Below are 23411 nucleotides of genomic sequence, written 5' to 3'. Positions count from 1 at the left end.
GTTTTTTATTCGTAAAGTAGGATGAAAATATTATTTGTTGTTCCACGCTATCACACCAATATGGTGGGTTGGATTCAAGCACTTAGAGATAATGGTTCTCAAGTGAATGTTCATGCTATTATACAAGGGAGTACAGAAAATCATAAAGAATTGATTCCCCAAATATTTCCTTTATCTAAGTTGTCTGAATTTATAATTGACCTTTTAGGTGAGGGGGGTGTTAATAAGTTTAGGGGTTTCCCTAATCCAGTAAAATACTATAGAGAATTGAAAAGACTAAAGCCTGATATTCTAATTGTTAGAGATATTAAGCGTTGGTTTTCGTTGGTTGCTGCGATATGTGCACGATTGCTGGGGATAAAGATTGTTATTTATTCTCAAATAACTTTGAATTCTCACTATTCTGTGAAGAGAAGATTTATGTTTAATTTCATCCTTAGTATATTTGATGCAATTTGGATAACGCCGATTTTAGGAGACAAAAACCGGAAGGTTAACTTGCCTCAGAGACTATTTTACATACCTTTCGCAATAAATACAAATAAGCCCTGTAATAAAGAAATAAGCAGGCCTATCAAGATCATGACGATAGGGAAGTTTGTTAAACGGAAAAGACATTTGTTGTTATTACAAGCACTGTCTGAATTGAGAGAAGAAGGATACGATTTTGAGCTTATAATTGTTGGCGAAAATAGCACACCAATTCATACTGAGCAATTGTTTAAAATTGAAGAATATCTACTAGTAAGTAATATAAGTAAGCAAGTGACAATTAATACAAACATACCGCACGAAGAAATAGGTAATTTTTACGAGGGCACGGATATCTTCGTACTACCTGCAAGTAACGAGCCCGCTGGCATAGTAGTGTTAGAGGCGATTTCATACGGTTTACCGGTTATTTGTTCGGATACCTGTGGGACCCGATGGTATTTAGATCACCTTGAAAATGCATATATATTCAGAGATAATCAACTAAGTGATCTAAAGGAGGGATTGAGATGGTATTTCAATGTCAAAGATAAATTAAGTTTACGCGAACTATGCAAGGAAAATGCTCAGGCTACTATTTCAGGTGATAATTATATTAAGTTACTAAATAAAGCTCTAAACAGCCATTTTGGTATCAATTTAAATTGAAAATAATCGCAATGTTAAGACGTTTAATTTTTAAACTAGTTGGAATGTTAGTTTTGCACACTAAAGGTAGACGGGGTTTTGCCATATTTGTGGGAGTTACTTTAGGTAGCAATAACAGGATCTATACAACTGATTGGGGGAGCGAGCCTTTTTTGATAACAATCGGGAATTTTGTAACTATTGCAAATGGAGTAAAATTCATCACTCATGATGGTGCTGCCGGATTAATGAAGGATCAGAAAGGAAGAAGATATTATTTCAACCGAATTACAATTGGCAATAATGTTTTCTTAGGACTAGACAGTATAATTATGCCAGGAGTTAAAATTGAGAATAATGTTATTGTTGCAGCCGGATCAGTTGTGACAAAGTCTATACCCGAAGGAAGCATTGTTGCTGGCGTCCCAGCTAAAATCATCGGGTCTTTCGATGAATTAAAAGAGAAAATGCTGATGCAATACATATCAGAAGCAGATATGGATTTTTCAATTGATTTTAAGTCCCGTATAACCAAGGTTACCTCGACTGATTACAAGCCATTTTTAGAGAAACTATGAACATTTTAATAGCTTTGCCAAATGACTCTCTTGGAGGAGCGGAACAATATTTAAAAATGGTGGCACACCATTATTTAAAACTTGGCGTCAACGTATTCGTCCTTTTTTTAAAAAGGAAGAATGATTTAGGATGGGAGGACCTAGAGGCATATTCTAATGTAACCTTATTTTACACACAGAGTAAAACAGAAAGGGCTGGTTTGATAGATTTTTTTAAAAATTTGTCATCATTGAGAAGATATAAATTCGATTTCATTTTTACTTCACATGTTCACCTGACTGGACTCTTAGGATTCTTTGTTAGAATAAGGCTGCTTCATAAAAAATACTTCGTAGGTAGAGAATCAACTTCCATTTTTCACAGATTCATTGGTGCAAAATTGCTGCTTTTTAAAATTCAATATGCTATTGGCTACTCATCTTTGGACTTACTGATTTGCCAGACAGACTTCATGAAAAAGCAATTAGTAGAATCGTTGCCCTATCTTGAAAAGAACATCAAGATTGTAACCATGCCTAATCCGATCGATTTAGAAAACCTTAAACAGGTAGGTGATCAGGATATTATAGATCAGATAAAGAATCGGTTTGGTGACTACATCATAACTGCAGGGCGTTTAATCCAGGAGAAGGGATTTGATTTGCTGATTTCCTCATTTGTGAATATAAAAAAAGAGAATGAGGATTTAAAATTGGTCATTTTAGGAGAGGGCGTTCAGCGCGAAATGTTAATGTCTCTTATAAAGAGCTATAATTTAGAAAATGATGTTTTACTGCCTGGGTTTACTAAGAACGTATATCCTTATTTTAAGCAGGCAAGACTATGTGTAGTTTCTTCGAGAATCGAAGGCTTTCCAAACGTTTTGTTGCAAATGATGTCACAGAACAACACAATTGTATCAACCCTATGCGCAGGTGGGATTGATAAGCTCGAAGGAGTAATTACAGCTAAAGCAAATGATTATAATAGCTTAGAAGAGGCAATAAAAACAGCACTTAAAGCTAATACAACGGAAAATAGGCTTATATTTGATCGTCAACTGGAAGCAAGATCAATAGATAAGTTTATTGAAGAAATCGAATTTAACTGCTTAAAGGTTTATCATTGATCTAATGAATATCGCCCTATGAAGTATAATAATAAGAACATATCTAGATTTTTTTTTAAGTCGCAATATTGTATTTTGCTTATTTTTTTATCAGTAATTAATTCCTATGGACAGGATAACTTTACTTACCGTGATGCATCAGGATTACGAACCACTGAATCACCAACCATAGCTCCTGTAAGCCTGCCCGCCACAAGTTATGACATAACTCAAGCCCTTCCAGCTAACTTTGTGAGAGATGGTTCCGTGGACTACACTACTTATATTCAAAAAGCTATTGATACACACAATAGTGTTATATTTCCGAATTTTCCAGTCCTTATTAATACCAATGGCCTTTCCTTAAAAAGCAATTCAGTATTAATATTTAAAGACAAAACTAAGATTCTGTTTAAGCCGAGTAATCTGCAATCCTATGCTATTTTAAAAATTTATGATATTCAGAATGTGAAGATTTTTTCACCTGTGATAGTCGGCGATCGTTTAGCTCATAATGGAACCTTGGGAGAATGGGGTATGGGTATAAAAATAGTAGGGTCTAAAAATATAGAAATTCATAATGCTAAGATTACAAAATGTTGGGGTGATGGAATCTATATCTCAAACTCTCCTAAAACCGTAACAAATAACATAGTACTTCAGCGCCCGACATTGGATTTCAATAGAAGAAATGGGATCACAATTACAGGAGGCCAAAATGTTAAAATAATTGACGCATTAGTCTCCAATACTTCTGGGGTTCCGCCAATGTGTGGAATAGACATTGAACCTAATAATAATAAAGCAATCCTTGATAATATTAGTATTTTAAACTATTTATCTTTTAATAATCAAATATCAGGACTTCAGATAGGATTGAGTAACCTACCTGGACCTGAAAGTAAATCTTTAAATATTAACGTGCAAAGAATAGTAACTAGGTTTTCGCCTTATGGTATAATTCTTGGAGGATTTCGTGAGAAGTACGCAGGGGCGAAAGTCATAAGTGGACAAATCATACTAAATGATGTTAAAATTCATGACGGTACGCTTCCAATTAAGATCGGAAGGAATTATCATAACGGTCCTGCCATTAAAATTTCCAAAGCATCTTTCTTTCGAACAAATGGTGGAAAGGAACTTTTACATACAAAGGAGATGGAAAATTTTAAATGGAGAATTCAACAGAGATCAAATACATCGATTGACTAGAAATTATCCATCTGCATGAAATCAAAATTAGTACGTATAACCACCATACCAATATCTCTGGAAAAACTTTTAGAGAATCAGTTGCGATTCATGGATCAATATTTTGAAGTTATAGCTGTTTCATCTGATCGAAAGGGACTTGAGAAAGTAGGATCTAAAGAAGGGGTTCGGACATTCTGTGTAGAATTGACAAGAAAGATTACACCGTTGGCTGATCTCAGAGCACTGGTTCAACTCTATCGCTTCCTAAAGAAGGAAAAGCCACTGATTGTTCATACCCATACACCAAAAGCAGGGACAATTGGAATGATTGCAGCTAAATTAGCCGGGATAAAACATAGGTTTCATACAGTGGCTGGCTTACCTCTTCTGGAGGCTAGAGGAGTAAAAAGATTACTTTTGGATCTCGTAGAAAAAATAACATATGCATGTGCTTCAGCAGTCTACCCTAACTCTCTTGGATTAAAAAAAATTATTATTGAAAAAAAACTATCCTCTGAAAAAATTTTAAAAGTCATTGGTGACGGCAGCAGTAACGGGATAGATACTGAGTTGTTTAAAAGGTGTCCAGATCTCGATGAAAAAGCCAAAGCGCTAAAAGACTCATTAGGATTAAGTGATATTGATTTTGTTTTTATTTTTATTGGGAGATTGGTAAGGGATAAGGGAATTGAAGAACTTGTGCGAGCTTTTGCCAAGCTGAGTAACACTAACCCAAATGCTAAACTTTTGTTAGTGGGTTCTGAGGAAAGAGACTTGGACCCGCTTTCTCAAGAATGTCTTAACGAGATCTCATCAAATAAAAGCATTTTAACCGTTGGCTATCAATCTGATGTTAGGCCCTACTTATCGCTAAGTAAAGCGCTTGTTTTTCCGTCCTATAGAGAAGGGTTTCCAAACGTTCCAATGCAAGCAGGATGCTTTGATTTGCCTTCAATAGTAACTGATATTAATGGATGCAATGAAATCGTAATTAATAACATTAACGGAATAGTAATTCAAGTTAAAAACTCTGATGCAATATACGCAGCAATGGAGAAATTATTGCTGAATGAAAATTTTTATCAATTAATGGCTTCTAAAGCCAGGAATATGATCGTTGATAGATACGAACAAACAAGGCTATGGTCGCTTCTTCTTAAAGAGTATGATGAACAACTAAAATCTTGCTATGTTTTATAAAACTGCAGGGAAAAGACTTTTTGATTTACTTATAAGTGTTATTGCATTCGTTTTGCTATGCGCAATATTTATACTGGTAACTGTGTTTTTGTACTTTGCAAATCAAGGTAAACCGTTTTTTGTTCAAACTAGGCCTGGAAAAAAGGGAAAGCTTTTCAGCATTTTGAAGTTTAAAACGATGAATGATAAATGTGATGATCATGGGGTGTTACTTCCAGATGCTCTAAGATTAACGCCGATTGGTGCATTTGTGCGCAAAACTTCCTTAGATGAAATTCCGCAACTATTAAATGTCATAAAAGGGGAAATGAGTTTAATTGGTCCAAGGCCATTATTGCCGGAATATTTATCACTCTATTCTAAAGAACAGGCGAGGAGACATGAAGTAAAACCTGGAATAACTGGCTGGGCACAGGTAAATGGTAGAAACGCAATCAGCTGGGATCAAAAATTTAAACTGGATGTCTACTATGTTGATAATGTAAGTTTTTGGTTAGATTTGAAAATCGTTTTTTTAACCCTAAAAAAAGTGATTATCAAAGAAGGGATTTCAGCAGATGGTCAAGCTACAATGTCTAAATTTGAAGGATAGATATATGAAAGAAATAGCAATAATCGGGGCAGGTGGGTTTGGAAGAGAGGTTAAAATGTTGATTGATCAAATCAATAAACTTGATTTACAGTATAATTTTATTGGGTATTTTGATGACGGTATAGAAAAATCAACCCTAGTAAACGGCTACCCGGTTTTAGGACCGGTATCTGATATAAATGATGTGCAAGAGGAGTTATGTGTTGTGTCTGCTATTGGATTACCTTCACTTAAAAGGAAATTACTAGACAGAATAACAAATCCCTTGATTACTTATCCTAAATTAATCCATCCCAGCGTTATTATGGGGGAAGATGATTTAAGTATTGGAGAAGGAACAATTATAACTGCTGGCTGTATGATCACAGTAAATATTACTATAGGGAGGCATGTGGTTTTTAACTTAGGATGCACAGTTGGACATGATACTACTATAGGGGACTATAGTTCTTTTATGCCCTCTGTTAATGTCTCAGGAGAGGTTACAATTGGTAATGAGGTGTATGTAGGAACCGGAGCTAAAATTATTAATCAGCTGTCAATTGGTGAAAAGACCATTGTCGGTGCTGGAGCGGTTGTTTACAAATCATTGCCGGCCAATTGTACTGCTATTGGTGTGCCGGCAAAGGCTGTGAAGTTTCATGATGACATTTAATAAAATAATATAAAAAATATGGAAGACAACAAATTTCTTGAAAATTTTGCATTTCAATTCGATGAAACAGATCCAGGATCGATCTTGTTAGATACGCATTTTAAAAAACTTGACGAATGGAGTTCGTTGATCGCATTGTCAGTTATGGCCATGGCCGATGAGCAATATCGGGTTAAGATAACAGCTGATGATATAAAAAATTCCACCACAGTGAATGATATTCTCTTGTTGATCAAAGAGCGTTCATAACATGTTTGGTATTGCGGGAAAAAAGATTCTGATAACCGGTGCTTCATCTGGCATTGGAAGACAAATCGCAATTGATGTTGCAAAAAATGGCGGAATAGTTTCATTACTTGGAAGAGACAAGGGTCGTTTGGCTGAAGTTGCAAATGAACTGGAGGGTGTCGGACATAATTACTTTTCCCTTGATTTGACCAACAGTCAACAATTGGGTCAATTCATAGAACAAAGCGGAAACTTTGATGGTGTCGTGTTTAATGCTGGTATTATTGACTATACTCCGGTGAAATTTATAACAGAGGAAAAAATAGATGCAATCTTCGATATTAATTACAAATCAGTTGTTTTACTATCTCAAAGATTAATAAAGAATAAACGAGTAAACAAATCAGGTTCTCTTGTCTTTATTTCTTCTATTTCCTCTAAGCTTGGTGTTCCGGGTACTGCTATTTATGCGTCATCAAAAGCGGCATTGAGCTCCTATACTAAAATTATAGCATCGGAACTTTCTGCCCAAAAAATAAGAGCAAATTGCATTTCTCCTGGAATTGTTATAACACCGATGACTCAGCAGGCTTCAAATGCTGGCTCCGATGAAGGGTTTAAGAACGCGGAGAAGCTATATCCACTTGGTTATGGAACGCCGGAAGATGTATCTGGTTTGTGCTTTTATTTATTAAGTGATGTAAGTCGATGGATGACAGGCTCCGACTTGGTCTTAGATGGCGGGCATACTTTAATTTAAAATATCATTATGACAGCGAAGATTAAAGCTATTTCTTATTATTTACCAGAACAGGTATTAAATAACGATGAAATCAATTCTATCTTTCCAGAGTGGTCTGTAGATAAGATTTCAGATAAGACTGGTATCTACAGCAGACATATAGCTGCAGAAGACGAGTTTGCTTCGGATATGGCGGTAAAAGCCGCTAACAAGTTATTTTTGGAGCATGATATTGACCGCTCGTCAATTGACTTCATCCTACTTTGCACTCAGAGTCCAGATTATTTTTTACCCACTACAGCATGTATAGTTCAAAATAAAATCGGGGTTCCAATATCAGCTGGGGCTTTAGATTTCAATTTAGGGTGTTCGGGCTATATTTATGGTTTAGCGTTAGCAAAAGGGCTGGTTGCGGCGGGTATCGCAAAAAATGTTTTACTGATTACCTCTGAGACCTATAGCAAGTTTATTCATCCAAAAGATAAGAGCAATAGAACAATTTTTGGAGATGCTGCATCTGCCACGGTGATTAGCAGCTCCGAGGGGTTTGCTGAAATCCTTGATTTCGATTTAGGTACCGATGGGAATGGTGAAGACAATTTAAAAGTAAAACGTGGAGGGATTAAATTTTCGAAAAATAATGAAGAGGATAAATCAGACGATTATGGCAATATCATAAACGAGAATAATCTATACATGAATGGCGGGGAAATATTTAATTTTACATCGAGTGCAGTTCCGGGACTAATAAACAATGTATTGAGCAAAAATAATAGATCAAAAGATGAAATTAATCTATTTATTTTTCATCAGGCAAACAAATACATGTTGAATCATTTGAGGAAAAAGCTATACATTCCTGAAGATAAGTTTTTTTACTTTTTAAAAGATTGCGGCAATACGGTTTCCTCGACTATTCCTATCGCTTTATCCGAGGCTAAAAAGCAAAATAGGTTAGAAGGAGAGGTGCTATTAGCCGGATTTGGTGTAGGATATTCCTGGGGAGGATGTTTAATAAAAATTCTATAGATGAGAAATAAAATATGGCTATCATCTCCACATATGGGAGGTGCAGAACAAAAATATGTAAATGAAGCATTTGAAACTAACTGGATAGCCCCTCTTGGGCCACATGTTGACGGCTTTGAAAATGACCTGGCAAAATACACCAATTCCAGATTTGCGGCAGCTTTAAGTTCCGGCACCGCTGCCATCCACCTGTCATTGATTATGCTTGGAGTAAAGCCTGGCGATGAAATAATCTGCCAGTCGATGACTTTTTCTGCCAGCGCAAATCCTATCGCCTATATGGGTGCAACCCCGGTGTTTGTCGATAGCGAGAAAACTACCTGGAATATGTGTCCTGAAAGTTTGAAAGAGGCGATAAAAGATAGAATTTTAAAGGGTAAAAAGCCAAAAGCAATTATTCCTGTCCATCTTTATGGAATGCCAGCTCAAATGGATAAAATCATGGAGATTGCCAATGAGTATGAGATACCTGTTATTGAAGACGCTGCTGAAGCGCTTGGCTCGAAAATAGGCAACCGGGCAGCCGGTACTTTTGGATTAATGGGTGTGCTTTCGTTTAACGGTAATAAGATCATCACCACATCTGGTGGTGGCGCGCTAATTTCAGAAGACGAAGATTATATTAAGAAATCAAGGTTTCTGGCAACCCAGGCCAGAGACGCTGCTCCTCACTATCAACACTCAGAAGTAGGTTACAATTACCGCATGAGCAACGTTTGCGCTGCTATTGGAAGAGGTCAAATGGAAGTACTGGATGCGCATATTCAATTAAGAAGGAATAACTTCGAAACTTACAAACAGTTTTTTAGCAATGTTGAGGGAATTAGTGTGTTAGAAGAGCCCAATGGCAGCTTTTCAAACCGCTGGCTGAGCACCATATTGGTAGATTCAGCAAAAACGAATGGTGTTACTCGTGAAGATATTCGATTGGCACTTGAAAAAGACAATGTAGAAAGCAGGCCTTTATGGAAGCCAATGCATTTGCAACCGGTATTTGAAGGAGTGCCCTACTATGGATCAGGTGTTTCAGAAGAGTTATTTGACAATGGCTTATGCTTGCCATCAGGATCAAATCTAACAAGAGAAGATTTAGAACGGGTTTTAAATGGGATAAAATCATTGTTATAACCTAGTTCGAAAGTGACAGAAATCAGAAGTTTTTGAGTGAACTTTTTATATGTCCACAAATATTGTATAAATGGTGTAATTATTGTTTAAGTTTGTTATGGAAATTTTACTAGATAGATGTTCTCTAAACTTGAAATAGTACCAAGGTGGATTATTTTCACTATTGACATATGTCTTAGTGTCGTAGCTATTGTTGTAGCCAAGGTGTTGAAACACAATTTTATCATTGAAGATATCAATACTCTGGCACTTTATAAGTCAATTGTTCTGATTGTTGTTGCAAATACCTTAGTTTTCTTCAATATCAAAACTTTTGCTGGTATTGTCAGATACACAAGTGCACAAGATTCTTTCAGAATTCTTTTTGCAGTAGTATTAAGTTCGTTAATTGTCTTCTTTTCAAATGCCCTACTGATCGTGTTTAAATTCACACCAGTGGTGAGCAATGTAACGATCATTACTTATTCTCTATGCAGTTTTCTGTTCTTGATTACGTATCGGATCATTGTGAAGTACTTTTTTATGTACATCAAAAATGCCAACCTCGATAAGATCCGGATTATCATCTATGGTGCTGGAGAAGCAGGTGTAGCAACAAAAAGGACTTTTGATCATGACAATAAGTTTAATAAAACCATCATCGCTTATGTTGATGACGATCCGCGCAAGTTTGGAAAGACCATTGATGGCGTAAAGATTCTGGATGCTGCACTGCTTGAGAATCTTATTGTGAAACATGAAGTTGATGAAATTATTTTTGCATCCTACACCATTCCTGCTGAGCGGAAGGAACAGGTTGTAGACGTTTGTTTGGAAAATGATGTGAAAGTTTTGAACATCCCACCTCCGGATGTTTGGGCGAGAGGTGACGTAAGCACTGCGCAAATTCAAAATTTAAATATTGAGGATTTACTTAATCGTAAATCAATCGAAATTGATATTGAAGGCATTCAAAAACAGCTTCAGGATAAGCGTATATTGATTACTGGAGCCGCTGGTTCCATCGGCAGCGAAATCGTAAGGCAACTCATGAAGTTTCAGACCGGCCTGATCATCATGTGTGATCAGAGTGAAACAGGCTTACATGACTTATATCTGGAGCTGGAAGAGAAGTTTCAAACTACTAATTTTCATGCATTCATTGGCGATGTAAAAGACGAGAAGCGAATGAATTTCCTATTTGAAATGTTTAAGCCGCACTACGTTTATCATGCTGCCGCTTATAAACATGTCCCGATGATGGAAGACAATCCAGCGGAGGCAATTAAAACAAATGTATTAGGTACAAAAACGATCGCTGATCTGTCGGTGAAACATGGTGTGCAAAAATTTGTAATGGTTTCTACTGACAAGGCAGTGAACCCGACAAACATAATGGGTGCTTCCAAACGTATCGCGGAGATTTACGTGCAGTCGTTAAACAATTCTTTAACTAACCCTAATGTGATTTTCTCGAATGGACTGAGTTATCTAAACCATGGTGATGTGAAACCGATTACAAAGTTCATTACTACTCGCTTTGGAAATGTATTGGGATCCAACGGATCAGTAATTCCCCGTTTCAAACAGCAGATAGAAAAAGGCGGGCCGGTTACAGTTACTCATCCGGAGATCACACGCTATTTCATGACCATACCTGAGGCGTGCCGTTTGGTATTGGAAGCAGGTTGCATGGGCAAAGGCGGCGAGATTTTCGTATTTGACATGGGTAAGTCTGTGAAAATCGTGGAATTGGCTAAGAAAATGATTCGACTTGCAGGTTTGGTGCCCAATGAAGATGTCAAAATCAACTATACTGGCTTAAGACCAGGTGAGAAGCTATTTGAGGAGCTGTTAAATGATAACGAAAATACTATGCCTACTCATCATGAAAAGATCATGATTGGACAGGTACGTGAATATGTCTTTAATGAAATCGAAACTCAGATTTATCAGTTACTGGATCATGCAGTCGTCAACGACAACCGTAAAGTCGTGATCCAAATGAAAAACATAGTTCCTGAGTTCAAAAGTAAGAACTCTAAATTTGAGGAATTCGACAACATATCATCGTAGATTCATTCAAGTTCTTACTAATGATGCCTTACGCGGCCTTCACCTGCGTTAATTCGCAGTTAAAATTTTCCTCTTCTGGCATTAAACTTGCTCTAACCTGCGCCTATTATAATATAAAATAGCGTTTCTTTAAATTAAACAAGCAAACATCAAAAAACATGTGCGGAATTGTAGGTTATATTGGTCATAATGAAGCATGGCCATTAATTATCAAAGGTTTAAAGCGGTTGGAGTACCGTGGTTATGACAGTGCCGGTATCGCATTGATCAACAATGATGGCCTTAACATCTATAAAAAAGCAGGTAAAGTACTTGAACTTGAAAATTTTGCCGAAGGTAAGAACTTATCAGGTACTATTGGCATAGGCCACACCCGTTGGGCTACTCACGGAGCTCCTTCAGACAGAAACTCACATCCGCATACTTCCAGCAGCGGTGATCTGACCATCATCCACAATGGGATCATAGAAAACTACGCTACCCTTAAAGAAGTACTTCAAGGTAAAGGGCACGAGTTTAACAGCGACACGGATACTGAAGTGTTGATCCACCTGATCGAAGAGATCTATAAAGTAGAAGATGTTGACCTGCTTGAAGCAGTAAGACTAGCCTTGCATGAAGTGAATGGAGCTTATGCGATCGTTGTTATGGATGAAGCTCAGCCCGGACAACTTATAGCTGCAAGAAAAGGCAGCCCGATGGTGATCGGTGTTGGAGAAGGTGAATACTTTATTGCATCCGATGCTACTCCAATAGTAGAATACACAAAAAATGTAATCTACCTGAATGACAATGAAATCGCTTTAGTAAAACGTGATCAATTGCTGATCAAGCGTTTGGACAATGTAGTTCAGACACCATATATTCAGGAACTCGAACTGAAACTCGAAATGCTGGAAAAAGGTGGTTACGACCACTTCATGTTGAAGGAGATTTATGAACAACCCCGTTCTGTCAGAGATTGCCTGAGAGGAAGAATTTATCCTAATGAAGGCAGAGTTCAGTTGGGCGGTATTATCGAGTTTGTAGACAAGCTTAAGAACATTGACCGCATCATTATAGTCGCCTGTGGAACTTCATGGCATGCAGGCTTAGTAGGAGAATACCTGATCGAAGAATATGCAAGAATTCCTGTTGAAGTAGAATATGCTTCTGAATTCAGATACAGAAATCCGATCATTACAGATAAGGACGTTGTTATTGCGATTTCTCAGTCAGGTGAGACTGCCGATACAATGGCGGCTATAGAAATGGCGAAAGAAAAAGGAGCGACCATATTTGGCGTATGTAACGTAGTCGGCGCATCTATTCCAAGATTAACTCATGCAGGCGCATATACGCATGCAGGCCCCGAGATTGGTGTCGCGTCAACCAAAGCATTCACTGCCCAGGTTACAGTGCTGACTTTGATCGCTTTCCAATTGGCACAGCAAAAAGGGATGCTGACAAGTTCACAGCTTACTGCGCTCCTAACTGAACTTGACAGTATTCCTCAAAAAATAGAAGAGGCTTTAAAATCGGAACAACTCATTAAAGAGATCTCTGCGAAGTTTAAAGACTCCAGAAACTGTTTATTCCTGGGTAGGGGTAGTGGTTTCCCTGTGGCTCTTGAAGGCGCATTAAAACTAAAAGAAATTTCTTATATACATGCTGAAGGCTATCCTGCTGCAGAAATGAAGCATGGTCCGATTGCACTAATTGATGAAGAAATGCCGGTAGTGGTGATCGCAACCAAAAATTCTTCTTATGAAAAGGTGATCAGCAATATCCAGGAAGTAAAAGCCAGGAAAGGTATCGTTTTAGCGATCGTTACTGAAGGTGATACAGAGGTGAGGAAAATGGTGGATTATTGCATTGAGATTCCTGATGCCAATGAAGCTTTCCTGCCTTTACTGGCTACTATTCCATTGCAGCTGCTTTCTTATCACATCGCGGTGATGAGAGGCTGTAATGTTGATCAACCAAGAAACCTTGCAAAATCGGTGACGGTTGAATAGCATTCGATAAGCCATTTAATATTAATTAGTATAGGACGTGAGTCCTATTTTTTTGCATAACTTGCGTGGCAAGTATATGATAGTAAAAGTATGAATCCTGAAAAAAATCAGCAAGTTGTAAAAACTGTAACCCAAAAGAACAATGTAGATCATTTGCCATATCTAGATGGATGGAGAGGTTGTGCAATTTTGGCTTTGCTTATTGGACATTTTGCACGTGTACCTGGTTTAAATTTGGGCAGAGCAGGGGTTGAGTTATTTTTTGTTCTCAGCGGTAGATTAATGGCGGAGATTCTGTTTGTTCGGGAATTTCCATTAGGGCAATTTTTTAAAAGGCGATTTGCTAGGATCTGGCCCGCTTTATTGATTTTTACTTTAATTATTACGATAGTGACAGCTCAAGTTACCTGGCTTGATGCTTTAAAAGCTTTAACATTCACCATCAATTATTTTTCTGGAAATCGGTTTATTCATCATGTTTGGTCTTTATGCGTTGAGGAACACTCTTACATTGTTCTCGCTTTGGTAGCATGGATTGTTCGACATTGGAAATTCAATGCATTTAATATTTGTTTGGGTTTGGCTTTGGCGTGTATCGTTAACGGAATACTGCAGACATTTTTGCTTGATAAATATTCATATTATGTTGTTTATTGGCGTACCGACGTACGAGCGGGGTCTATTTTCCTCGCAGTGTCAGCATACCTTTATTTTAGAGATAAGGCAATACCCGGCTGGTTTCCAATTGTTTGTGGATTGGTGGGTATGATGTTTCAAGTGAACTTTCTTCCTGACTTTATAAAATATAGTATTGGTTCAGCATTGCTTGCCGCCAGTGTTGCCACACTAGGCAAAGCTAAAGAATGGTTAATTTTAATACTTAGTAATCGTATTTTGACAATCGCCGGGACTTTTTCTTATTCTATATACCTATGGCAACAACCATTTTTTAAGTTAGGTGGGTTACGATTATTGCCGCTTGCTTTGATATGTGCTGTTCTGAGCTTTTATCTAATCGAGAAGCCAGCGCGGCGATTTATTGTGAACTTTAAGTGGTTTGGTGCCGGTAATCCTAGGACATAATCCACTATGCTTATCGCATTCACAATGGTCTACATTTCGGACATCCGTTAATTGAGAATTGATATAGGCATCATCCAAGCACGTTGCCATTTTATTTACCTTAAAAATTTTATGAATGCAAATTACTAATATTTGTTGTATTGGAGCCGGCTACGTTGGCGGTCCAACTATGGCTGTTATCGCGAAGCAATGCCCACATATAAAAGTGACGGTAGTAGATTTGAATTCTGCAAGAATTGCTGCCTGGAATGATCCAGATACCAGTAAGATACCGGTATATGAGCCTGGTCTTGATAATATTGTCGCGGAAGCAAGGGGGAGAAATCTTTTTTTTTCTACTGATGTCGATACTGCCATTGAAGAAGCACAAATGATATTTATATCGGTAAATACACCAACTAAAACATATGGTGCCGGAAAAGGAATGGGTGCAGATCTAAAATGGATTGAATTATGTGCTAGACAAATTGCCAGAGTGTCGAAGTCAGATAAAATCATTGTGGAAAAGTCAACACTGCCTGTAAGGACGGCTGAAGCTTTGAAAGATATCCTTATGTTCACCGGAAATGGCGTAGCATTTCAGGTGCTTTCTAATCCAGAATTCCTTGCTGAGGGAACGGCAGTTGAAGATTTGATGAAGCCCGATAGAGTGCTGATCGGTGGAGATTCAAGCGCCGAAGGAAAGGCTGCAATAGAAGCGCTGGTGGGAATTTACAACAATTGGATCCCGCGTGAACGGATACTTACCACGAATGTATGGTCTTCTGAGCTTTCAAAGCTGGTCGCAAATGCTTTTTTGGCGCAGCGTATTTCCTCGATAAATGCAATATCAGAACTTTGCGAAAAAACTGAAGCAGATATAAGCGAAGTTTCTAAAGCAATAGGTACAGATAGTCGCATTGGCCCTAAATTTCTTAAAGCGTCTGTTGGATTTGGTGGTTCCTGTTTTCAAAAAGATATTTTAAACCTGGTTTATATATCCCGAACTTTCGGGCTCACCGAGGTTGCAAACTATTGGGAGCAAGTGATTATAATGAATGATCATCAGAAAAGGAGGTTCGCATTTAATTTAGTACGAAATCTTTACAATACAGTATCCGGAAAAAAAATAGCATTCCTGGGCTGGGCGTTTAAAAAAGACACCAACGACACACGGGAATCTGCTGCAATATATGTTGCCGATTATTTATTAAATGAACAAGCTGAGATTAGAGTTTATGATCCGAAAGTGACGGTTAGACAGATTTATGCCGATTTGGATTATCTGGAGTCAAGACCCGTAGAGGAGAACCAAGCGGGGGTTGCTGTCTTGAACGATCCCTATGAAGCTTGTAAAGATGCTCATGCGATAGCGATACTTACCGAATGGGATGAATTTAAAGATTACGATTGGAAACGAATCTATGATAATATGCTTAAGCCGGCCAAAATTTTTGATGGACGGAATTTGCTGGATAGAGAAAAGCTTGCTGACATCGGATTCGTGGTTCAAGCTATAGGTACTCAATCAATAGTACGGAAACGCTAGAGCAATAGCTAATGGTCTTATTGTAGTGAATAATCAACTTATTGGAAAAAGATAAGTATCAGTTCGGTATGCGTTTGGAAATACATGGCTAAGTCTGTAACTATAGAATAGTTAAAATAAATCTATTTACGGAAAAAGGCGCTGTATTTCAGTGCCCTTTCTTTTTTATGTCGTGTATCTAAATTGTTGCATGACTATATAGGACCATGATATATCTGAAAATCAGACACATTAGTTAAAAAAATATTTACAAGTAAGCAAATTTATTTGAGTCATTGGGAATTCATATTGTAGTTTAAAAAGAATTAACGGACTTTTGAAGACTCTCATCCTAATGATGTCACATGAATATTGAAGAAAACCTTATTTTCCTGTTGATTTTTGTGTTGGTCATTGTGTTTTATATGCTATAATATTTCATCTCTACCATCAACTAGACAGCTACCTGGCTTGTGTCTGAAACACCTGTCCAAACTCTAGTTTCTTCATGCAATAAGTTCAGGAAACGCTCTGCTATGTTCTTTGTATATTTAATAAACCAAATATATAATACTACCCATGAGAATACGGTTTCTATACCTTTTACTGGCACTCGCCGTTTTTAGTTGCACAAAAAGGAAGACAATACCCAATCCCTGAGGAACCTGAAATCGTTGTAAAGGATTGGTAGCCTTACTAACTCAAAAATTGGAAGCCACTGTAAACAACTATAAAATAGGCGCAGATATTATGACGAAGATTCTGAACGAAGTGAACATCACCACCCTTCCTTTCTGAACAATAAAGGGTTTATCCGGGATTTCAAGCAAGTAATACCACCATTACGTTAACGTTTACCAGAGTTTGGATAAATTCTCGGGTGGCAGGGCCATCCCCGCAGAGTGGGTGAAACCTTTTGGTACACAACATGCATTGCTTTGCACAAAAGACGTTCTGGATGCTCCCTTTGCTGTCATCAATGCAGACGATTTTTACGGTCTGGATGCTTTTCAAAAAGCGTATGGTTTCCTGACTACACAAGTTGAGGACGGAAAATACGCATGCATCGGCTATGAACTGCGCAATACGCTGAGCGATAACGGCTCTGTGACCCGTGGGGAGATCAATGTAAACGCAAAAGAGGAAATCACCGGGATCACCGAAAGGAAGGATCTACAAAAAGGATGGCAAAGCAATAACCACAGTTGGTAAGGAAAATGGTGGATTATTGTATTGAGATTCCTGATGCCAATGAAGCTTTCCTTCCGTTATTGGCGACTATACCGCTGCAGTTGTTATCTTATCACATAGCGGTAATGAGAGGATGTAATGTAGATCAGCCTAGAAATCTTGCAAAATCGGTTACAGTAGAATAGTTTATCGATTTTAAAATAATAAGGTAAAGGCATCCATATCCCGATGCCTTTACCTTATTAGGCATGTTAAAAAATAAGTATCTTAGCATGTTACATATGAAGACACTTATACTTGGAGCCTCAGGCCAGCTTGGACAATGCCTGAAAAAAGTTGCCGGACAGAAAAACATCGATAGCCTGTCCTTTCCTGATGAAAGTAAAGCCAATATATTGGATAAGGATCTGCTAAAGACCCTCTTTGAAGCAGAAAAACCTGAATTTGTAATCAACTGCGCGGCTTACACCGCAGTAGACAAGGCAGAGGACGATGTTGATTTATGCCGTAAGGTCAACAAAGAAGGCGCCTTAAATATAGCCGAACTTTGCAAAGCATATGATACTACGCTGATTCATGTTTCTACCGATTTTGTATTTGAAGGAAACGGTCATGATCTTTTAAAAGAAGACGATGAGGCCAAACCAGTAAATATTTATGGAGTGACAAAACTGGAAGGAGAACAGGATGTCATCAACACCCTTTCTAAATATTTTATCCTACGCACCAGCTGGCTATATTCAGAATATGGCAATAACTTCGTGAAAGCGATGTTAAAGTTTGGCGCGGAACGGGACGAGCTCAACATCATCGCAGATCAGGTAGGTACGCCAACCTATGCAATTGATCTTGCGGAGACTATCCTGCACATCATAACATCAGGTCAAGCTAATTACGGGGTGTATCATTACAGCAATGAAGGAGTAACCTCCTGGTACGATTTTGCCATGGGAATCTTCGACATCAGCAAAACCCGGGTTAAAGTCAATCCTATCCCCACATCGCAGTATCCAACAAGAGCTATCCGACCGAAGTTTTCAGTAATGGACAAAACAAAGATCAAATCAACATTTGGAATTGAAATCCCTTATTGGAGGGATAGCCTTGTAAGATGTATAAATGCCTTGAAATGAGGATCTGACTTGAATTGTACTCAATTTCATACACTTTTAAACCGCCCCCTAATCAATCCCTGTCATTTTAATTGCATTTGGCAATCTGCTTACTTACAGATGGTTGCGTCAAATGTTGTTTAAACAACAAATTTTTTTTGACCACTTAGGTTTAGTTTTTGCCCGTTATATACCAAACAGCCCCTACCTGGCTGAGGGAATATTAACTACAAAACTTAAACACTATGAAAAACAAATTTTTAACAAATCTGTCTGCGGCCGTCATTCTAATGGCTGTAGTAACAGCGTTCTCATCATGCAAAAAAGATGATGATATCGATGAGAGTGGTTCGGCCAATGTGAAGGTCGTAAATGCATCAAGTAGTTCTTCTGCGCAGGGATTCTACCTGGCCAGCAAAACGGTTGTGCAAGGCGGCTTAACTTTTGGAAATGCGTCAAGTGGATACATTGCCGTCAACTCTGGCAATAACCTGCAACTGCAATTCAGAAATTCCGGTTCAGAATCGGCATACGCCAGCGGCGAATACGATCTTGACAAAGGAGGTTATTATACCATCTTCCTGGCAGGAGATGGACAGTCGGCACGCGTACAAGTGTATGCTGATGACATGAACCCTCCTTCAAGCAGCAAGGCTAAAGTAAGGTTCATCCACCTGAGCGACGCTGCACCGGCAAACATTGACATTAGAAGCAACGCCCAGACAAATCTGGCTGCTAATCTGGCAAGAAATACGACCAGCAGCTACATAGAAGTCGATCCGGGTGTCCTTTCATTGCAGGTATATGCCGCCGGACAGTCTACCAGTCTCGGAGATTTTGACCTGACCGCATTTGCCTCAGGTAAGATCTACACTGTGTATGTAACCGGATCTACAGCAGAAACCATCTCTGTACATCAGGTTAGCCACAATTAAAGCTAAAGTAGCCTGAGGAAAAAAGGAGTGTTTCAAAAGAGCACTCCTTTTTACGGTAATATGCCATTCATTTAAAGAAAATTCACCTACGGCCTGTCTCTGCACCAGCATAAGTACGATATACCAAATTATACCCATAAAGTAGTATTGCCGAACCCGTATCTTTGGATTAGCTTAGGCGGAAATATCCAGGCATGAATCTAATTAAAAAAATCCTAGTCCCGGTCACTTTCGCTGTAGCAACGCTCTTCTTTGCCTGCGAAAAAGACAAACAAAACAAAGAAGAAGAAGCGCCTCAGGAAGATAATTCCGCAGCAAAACACAATAACGAAATTCTGCCGGGTGCTGGAAATTTCTTTATCTCAAAATCATTCTTAGCAAATCAGTCTACGCAATTAATTGCGAAATTGGCATATAATGGTGATTCAGTATTCTATTTCGGAAGTACAAATGCAGAAGCGAAAATAACCCGGCTACATACCATGATGGTATCGAAAGGAGCGGGGAAATATTTTGTAACAGAATATGGCGACGACAATGCCTCTACAATATCCTATCACATACGAAATGGCGTAAAAGACCAATTGGTTGCAAAAACTACTTTATTTAGTGCAACCATGAAAGAGATTTCATTGTTGAATTATGATTGGGTGAATGGTACCAGCGAGCTGGTTGCTGCGGTCACCTATAGGGATAACATCCCTGTAAAGACATCTGCGGTAAAAAATTCAGGCAGCGCAAAAACAAGTGCCGCAGCAATCAGTTCGGCAAACACCTGGACGAAAGACTGTGGTACACCAGCGCCTGAGAATGAGAGTGATCAGGATAAGTTTCTCTATAACTCTCTGCTGCACATACAATGCAATGGCACTCATCCCATCAACGAGCCCTGGCTTGTACTGGACGGGAAGATTAAAGATTTGCCAAAAACAGATGACATAGTAGCCAAATTTACCGATCTTAAAAATAGCGGCGAGTCGTTTACTTCCATATTTTCCAAAATGAAATCAGCCATCAATCAGCTCATGCCGACCATGGGTACCTTTGATCAAATGGTCTGGTTACAAAAGTTATTGAAAAAATTTGAGGCTGACAATCAAGTTAAGGGGCTGCTGAAGCTTTCAGAAGCAAATTCCGATCTGGAGTATCAGGAAGGGGTGGACAAATATGTAAAGGTTGTCCTCAACCTTACAGATCCAAACACCGGCTTGCCTCACAAATTATATAGTGGGCTGACTACGGTCACACTTAAGAAAGGAAATACTATAGTTTATGATGAAATTGAGTATACCAGCAAAGTAGACGGCAATGCGACCTTCCTGATCAATATTGCTGACATTCCGGACCTGGAATCGACGACGAAGTTGACAGGGGAATACGGCTTTAAAAACCAGCCTGGAAAAAACACATTTGAAGTCAGCTTAAAATGGATAGTTCCTGTCATTTCCATTTATTCAGGACAGAACCAGAATGGGGAGTATGGCAAGAAAATCAACAATCCATTGGTCATAAAAATAGTCGACGGAGAGGGAAATCCTGTAAATAAATGGCCGGTGAGTTGGTCTGTTAAAAGTGGCAATGGCTTCATCACCTCGGATACTGAAACGAACGCAGCGGGACTGGCAGAAGCGAGCTGGACGCTGGGTGGATCGGGTGAACAGGAAATTGAGGCGACAGCGAAAAGTAAAGATGGCTCGGCTATTCCCAATTCGACAGTAAGTTTCAAAGCGGTTATGCCTTGTTCCCAGTCACTTGCTCCGGTTATCAATGGCATTTCATTCAAGTGTAATGCTGAGGGCAATTACGGAATTTATGTTTCATTTACTTCAGCAGGTTCCGATTTGATGGTGGGTGGTGGCTCCGGGACTTGTGATCTCAAACAGAACTGTTATCCTGCGCGTTTATTAATCAGGGATTCGTTTGGAGAAAGTCTGGATTTTAGTGTGGCAGCAAATTCCTACTATGTCAAACTTTTTTCAGGAACATTAAGAGAGGGTGTTCTGGAATTTACAATGAGTTACACCGGTAAGTGTATTCCTGGTAAAAGTGCCAGGGAAGCCTTCGATTATTATTACTCGCGCTTTTCGTGGAGGGTTCAACTGATGAATCACTGTAATAAACGCTCACCAGAGGTGCCTTTCTGATCAGGTAGCTCCGGCTATGAAAACTCAGGAACAATTTGTTTGGTTTATCTATGAGCCAGTAAGCGATTGTAAGCGGAATGCAAAACGGGGCTGATTTCCTTCAGCCCCGTTTACCAGATCAACAGGTGATCTTCTCATACAGATTAAATAAATACAGCTCCTCCAGCGAGCGCCGTCCGAAAAAGCTGCATATCAAATCTCTGTACTTCAATCCAATATTTGGTACAGCACTTTAATATTTATTAGGTAGCACAGTTTAAAAGTTAAATTAGTTACACGATTAAAAATTAATTTAGTCGTGCTAACTTGTATTAATAATTAAACGCTTAATTTCTCAGTGAAAAATTTCGACCTATCCGTGTGGAAGATGCAGGAGCCACGAGACAAAAATCCAGGGTACCAGTTTCAGGAGTTTTTTGTTCATAACATCATTTCACTTGGCCTCGGTCAGGAGGAAAAACTACCATCGCAACGCGTGCTTGCAAGACTTAACGGGGTAAGTCTGAAAACCATACAACGTGTTTATTCAACACTGACAGTGACCGGATGGATTAAGACCGTTCCCGGCTCAGGAACATTTGTCGCCAGGGAATCAGAATGGCAGAAGCAAAACCTGCCCAGCAAGGGATTTGCAACACAATTGCCGCTTTCTTTACCGGAACTGCCCAATGCCAGATCTGCAGAACTGGCAGTCCCGCAAAACTTTATAACTATTGGAATAGACACACTTAGCCCGGCTTTCTGCCCACTGACCTCCCTGGTTAGAAGCATGAAGTATTACCAGAATAAATATAAAACGGCCACACAAATCCAACATGTAACAGACCTTCTGGGGCTTGAGTTCAGGGAAGCCATTAGAAACTATTTTCAGGACATGTACGCCTTCCGGCTCAATCCCGGAACGCTCGATTTCTCATTTGACAGGGCAGCTACCCTCAAACGCATTCTGGCCCTGCTGTTGGTGGAAGGTGATGAAATGATCAATACCGCTCCACAGGATCCGGCGCTTGCTCAGGTAATTGAGGAACTGGGAATATGCCAGCAGGATCTGAACAGTTCTGATCCGGATTTTATGGCCAGATTGGAAGCCATGTTAAAAACCAGTTCCATCAGGGTGTTGTATATACGGCCGCAATGCAGCTACCCCGAGGGCAGCAACCTTTCGGCAGAAGATTGTACCAGGGTGTTGGAACTGGCAAAAACATATCATTTCTATATTATCGAAGAAGATGAATACCACGAATTCTGGTATGAAGAGCAGCCTTTTAAACCCCTTGCCCGTTACGACCACGAGGGGCATGTCATCTATATGGCTGTACTGAGTCAATTGTCTGTTTACATGCGCAATACGATGGTCGTGTGTGCCTGCAAAGAATTTATAGACCTTCTCCGGTCTGGGCCAAAGAAAAGCTATATTTTTAGGGACCTGATCGAGGAAAAAGCAATAGTAGAAATGCTGAAATCCGGAGAGATCTGGCGTCATGCGAAAATTGCGAGAGGGGTAAAGACAGAGGAACAGGTCAGACTAATTTTTACATTAACCGGCATCCTCGGCAATTTTTCTGAAATCCGCCCCTCTTCAAGCGGCCTTTCTCTATGGCTCGTTTTTCCGGAAAGCGTAAACCTGATGGAAGAAATGCAGTTCCTTGGAGGTCATAACATCGGTGTACCATTCGATCCAGGGGCTAAGGTTCCCGATGCTCCATGTCATTACATGCGGCTGGGATTCGGGACTTTTAATGAAGATGAAGTGATTGGTCCGGCCAGGCTGCTAAGAGGCAGGTTTGAAACATAAACGAAGGTTAGGTGCTTGCCTAACCTTCATTTATGACCT

20 protein-coding genes are annotated in these 23411 nt (G+C 39.1%); all 20 read left to right on the top strand.

Annotation, left to right across the window (positions count from 1 at the left end; translation table 11 throughout):
• The first annotated feature begins 21 nt into the window (after positions 1-21).
• The 20 genes from QEP08_RS19170 to QEP08_RS19075 all read left to right on the top strand — a co-directional run bounded on the left by QEP08_RS19170 (position 22) and on the right by QEP08_RS19075 (position 23372).
• Positions 22-1140: a glycosyltransferase family 4 protein gene (locus QEP08_RS19170; RefSeq protein ID WP_285060292.1), complete on the top strand. Its 1119-nt coding sequence runs from the start codon at positions 22-24 to the stop codon at positions 1138-1140.
• A gap of 11 nt (positions 1141-1151) precedes the next feature.
• Complete coding sequence (locus QEP08_RS19165; protein WP_285060291.1) at positions 1152-1697, top strand: acyltransferase; 546 nt, start codon at positions 1152-1154, stop codon at positions 1695-1697.
• Positions 1694-2806 (top strand): glycosyltransferase, encoded by a 1113-nt coding sequence (locus tag QEP08_RS19160; protein ID WP_285060290.1) that lies wholly within the window; start codon positions 1694-1696, stop codon positions 2804-2806. The genes QEP08_RS19165 and QEP08_RS19160 overlap by 4 nt, the downstream gene beginning before the upstream one ends.
• A gap of 18 nt (positions 2807-2824) precedes the next feature.
• Positions 2825-3997, top strand: coding sequence for a right-handed parallel beta-helix repeat-containing protein (locus tag QEP08_RS19155; protein WP_285060289.1), 1173 nt, complete (start codon positions 2825-2827; stop codon positions 3995-3997).
• 15 nt (positions 3998-4012) lie between these two features.
• A complete protein-coding gene (locus QEP08_RS19150; protein WP_285060288.1) occupies positions 4013-5179 on the top strand; it encodes a glycosyltransferase family 4 protein in 1167 nt (388 codons plus the stop codon).
• Entirely contained in the window at positions 5169-5771 is a 603-nt protein-coding gene (locus tag QEP08_RS19145; protein WP_285060287.1) for a sugar transferase, read from the top strand. The genes QEP08_RS19150 and QEP08_RS19145 overlap by 11 nt, the downstream gene beginning before the upstream one ends.
• A gap of 4 nt (positions 5772-5775) precedes the next feature.
• Entirely contained in the window at positions 5776-6426 is a 651-nt protein-coding gene (locus tag QEP08_RS19140; protein ID WP_285060286.1) for an acetyltransferase, read from the top strand.
• 18 nt (positions 6427-6444) lie between these two features.
• Positions 6445-6675: an acyl carrier protein gene (locus QEP08_RS19135; RefSeq protein WP_285060285.1), complete on the top strand. Its 231-nt coding sequence runs from the start codon at positions 6445-6447 to the stop codon at positions 6673-6675.
• A gap of 1 nt (position 6676) precedes the next feature.
• Positions 6677-7414 (top strand): SDR family NAD(P)-dependent oxidoreductase, encoded by a 738-nt coding sequence (locus QEP08_RS19130; RefSeq protein WP_285060284.1) that lies wholly within the window; start codon positions 6677-6679, stop codon positions 7412-7414.
• A gap of 9 nt (positions 7415-7423) precedes the next feature.
• Positions 7424-8425, top strand: a complete 1002-nt coding sequence (locus QEP08_RS19125; RefSeq protein WP_285060283.1) for a ketoacyl-ACP synthase III — start codon at positions 7424-7426, stop codon at positions 8423-8425.
• On the top strand, positions 8426-9553 hold the full coding sequence (locus QEP08_RS19120) for a DegT/DnrJ/EryC1/StrS family aminotransferase (protein ID WP_285060282.1): 1128 nt from the start codon (positions 8426-8428) through the stop codon (positions 9551-9553). It abuts the gene before it with no gap.
• 117 nt (positions 9554-9670) lie between these two features.
• Positions 9671-11608, top strand: a complete 1938-nt coding sequence (locus tag QEP08_RS19115) for a polysaccharide biosynthesis protein (protein ID WP_285060281.1) — start codon at positions 9671-9673, stop codon at positions 11606-11608.
• Positions 11609-11766: 158 nt separating this feature from the next.
• Entirely contained in the window at positions 11767-13605 is a 1839-nt protein-coding gene (glmS, locus tag QEP08_RS19110) for a glutamine--fructose-6-phosphate transaminase (isomerizing) (RefSeq protein ID WP_285060279.1), read from the top strand.
• A gap of 90 nt (positions 13606-13695) precedes the next feature.
• Positions 13696-14688, top strand: coding sequence for an acyltransferase family protein (locus QEP08_RS19105; RefSeq protein WP_285060278.1), 993 nt, complete (start codon positions 13696-13698; stop codon positions 14686-14688).
• Between the two features lie 115 nt (positions 14689-14803).
• Positions 14804-16216, top strand: a complete 1413-nt coding sequence (locus QEP08_RS19100) for a nucleotide sugar dehydrogenase (protein ID WP_285060277.1) — start codon at positions 14804-14806, stop codon at positions 16214-16216.
• An 843-nt stretch (positions 16217-17059) separates the two neighbouring features.
• A complete protein-coding gene (locus QEP08_RS19095; RefSeq protein ID WP_285060276.1) occupies positions 17060-17407 on the top strand; it encodes a hypothetical protein in 348 nt (115 codons plus the stop codon).
• Between the two features lie 260 nt (positions 17408-17667).
• The gene (rfbD, locus tag QEP08_RS19090) at positions 17668-18519 is read left to right on the top strand and encodes a dTDP-4-dehydrorhamnose reductase (protein WP_285060275.1); all 852 of its coding nucleotides are present in this window, start codon (positions 17668-17670) and stop codon (positions 18517-18519) included.
• 224 nt (positions 18520-18743) lie between these two features.
• Positions 18744-19433 carry a DUF4397 domain-containing protein gene (locus QEP08_RS19085; protein WP_285060274.1) on the top strand — a complete coding sequence of 230 codons (690 nt, stop codon included), beginning with the start codon at positions 18744-18746 and terminating at the stop codon, positions 19431-19433.
• 194 nt (positions 19434-19627) lie between these two features.
• Positions 19628-21577, top strand: a complete 1950-nt coding sequence (locus tag QEP08_RS19080; RefSeq protein WP_285060273.1) for an Ig-like domain-containing protein — start codon at positions 19628-19630, stop codon at positions 21575-21577.
• Between the two features lie 337 nt (positions 21578-21914).
• Positions 21915-23372 (top strand): GntR family transcriptional regulator, encoded by a 1458-nt coding sequence (locus tag QEP08_RS19075; RefSeq protein WP_285060272.1) that lies wholly within the window; start codon positions 21915-21917, stop codon positions 23370-23372.
• Positions 23373-23411 lie beyond the last annotated feature (39 nt).

The organism is Pedobacter ginsengisoli (assembly GCF_030244015.1).
Lineage (GTDB): Bacteria > Bacteroidota > Bacteroidia > Sphingobacteriales > Sphingobacteriaceae > Pedobacter > Pedobacter ginsengisoli.
This window is presented reverse-complemented; position numbering and strand designations above follow the sequence as displayed.

Bases quoted from the DNA above. Each gene is read 5' to 3' on its own strand.
- QEP08_RS19145 (WP_285060287.1), top strand. From the start codon at position 5,169: ATGTTTTATAAAACTGCAGGGAAAAGACTTTTTGATTTACTTATAAGT.
- QEP08_RS19160 (WP_285060290.1), top strand. From the start codon at position 1,694: ATGAACATTTTAATAGCTTTGCCAAATGACTCTCTTGGAGGAGCGGAA.
- QEP08_RS19130 (WP_285060284.1), top strand. From the start codon at position 6,677: ATGTTTGGTATTGCGGGAAAAAAGATTCTGATAACCGGTGCTTCATCT.
- QEP08_RS19120 (WP_285060282.1), top strand. From the start codon at position 8,426: ATGAGAAATAAAATATGGCTATCATCTCCACATATGGGAGGTGCAGAA.
- QEP08_RS19105 (WP_285060278.1), top strand. From the start codon at position 13,696: ATGAATCCTGAAAAAAATCAGCAAGTTGTAAAAACTGTAACCCAAAAG.
- QEP08_RS19165 (WP_285060291.1), top strand. From the start codon at position 1,152: ATGTTAAGACGTTTAATTTTTAAACTAGTTGGAATGTTAGTTTTGCAC.
- glmS (WP_285060279.1), top strand. From the start codon at position 11,767: ATGTGCGGAATTGTAGGTTATATTGGTCATAATGAAGCATGGCCATTA.
- QEP08_RS19100 (WP_285060277.1), top strand. From the start codon at position 14,804: ATGCAAATTACTAATATTTGTTGTATTGGAGCCGGCTACGTTGGCGGT.
- QEP08_RS19135 (WP_285060285.1), top strand. From the start codon at position 6,445: ATGGAAGACAACAAATTTCTTGAAAATTTTGCATTTCAATTCGATGAA.
- QEP08_RS19080 (WP_285060273.1), top strand. From the start codon at position 19,628: ATGAATCTAATTAAAAAAATCCTAGTCCCGGTCACTTTCGCTGTAGCA.
- QEP08_RS19170 (WP_285060292.1), top strand. From the start codon at position 22: ATGAAAATATTATTTGTTGTTCCACGCTATCACACCAATATGGTGGGT.
- QEP08_RS19115 (WP_285060281.1), top strand. From the start codon at position 9,671: ATGTTCTCTAAACTTGAAATAGTACCAAGGTGGATTATTTTCACTATT.
- QEP08_RS19155 (WP_285060289.1), top strand. From the start codon at position 2,825: ATGAAGTATAATAATAAGAACATATCTAGATTTTTTTTTAAGTCGCAA.
- QEP08_RS19150 (WP_285060288.1), top strand. From the start codon at position 4,013: ATGAAATCAAAATTAGTACGTATAACCACCATACCAATATCTCTGGAA.
- QEP08_RS19085 (WP_285060274.1), top strand. From the start codon at position 18,744: ATGAAAAACAAATTTTTAACAAATCTGTCTGCGGCCGTCATTCTAATG.
- QEP08_RS19140 (WP_285060286.1), top strand. From the start codon at position 5,776: ATGAAAGAAATAGCAATAATCGGGGCAGGTGGGTTTGGAAGAGAGGTT.
- QEP08_RS19125 (WP_285060283.1), top strand. From the start codon at position 7,424: ATGACAGCGAAGATTAAAGCTATTTCTTATTATTTACCAGAACAGGTA.
- rfbD (WP_285060275.1), top strand. From the start codon at position 17,668: ATGAAGACACTTATACTTGGAGCCTCAGGCCAGCTTGGACAATGCCTG.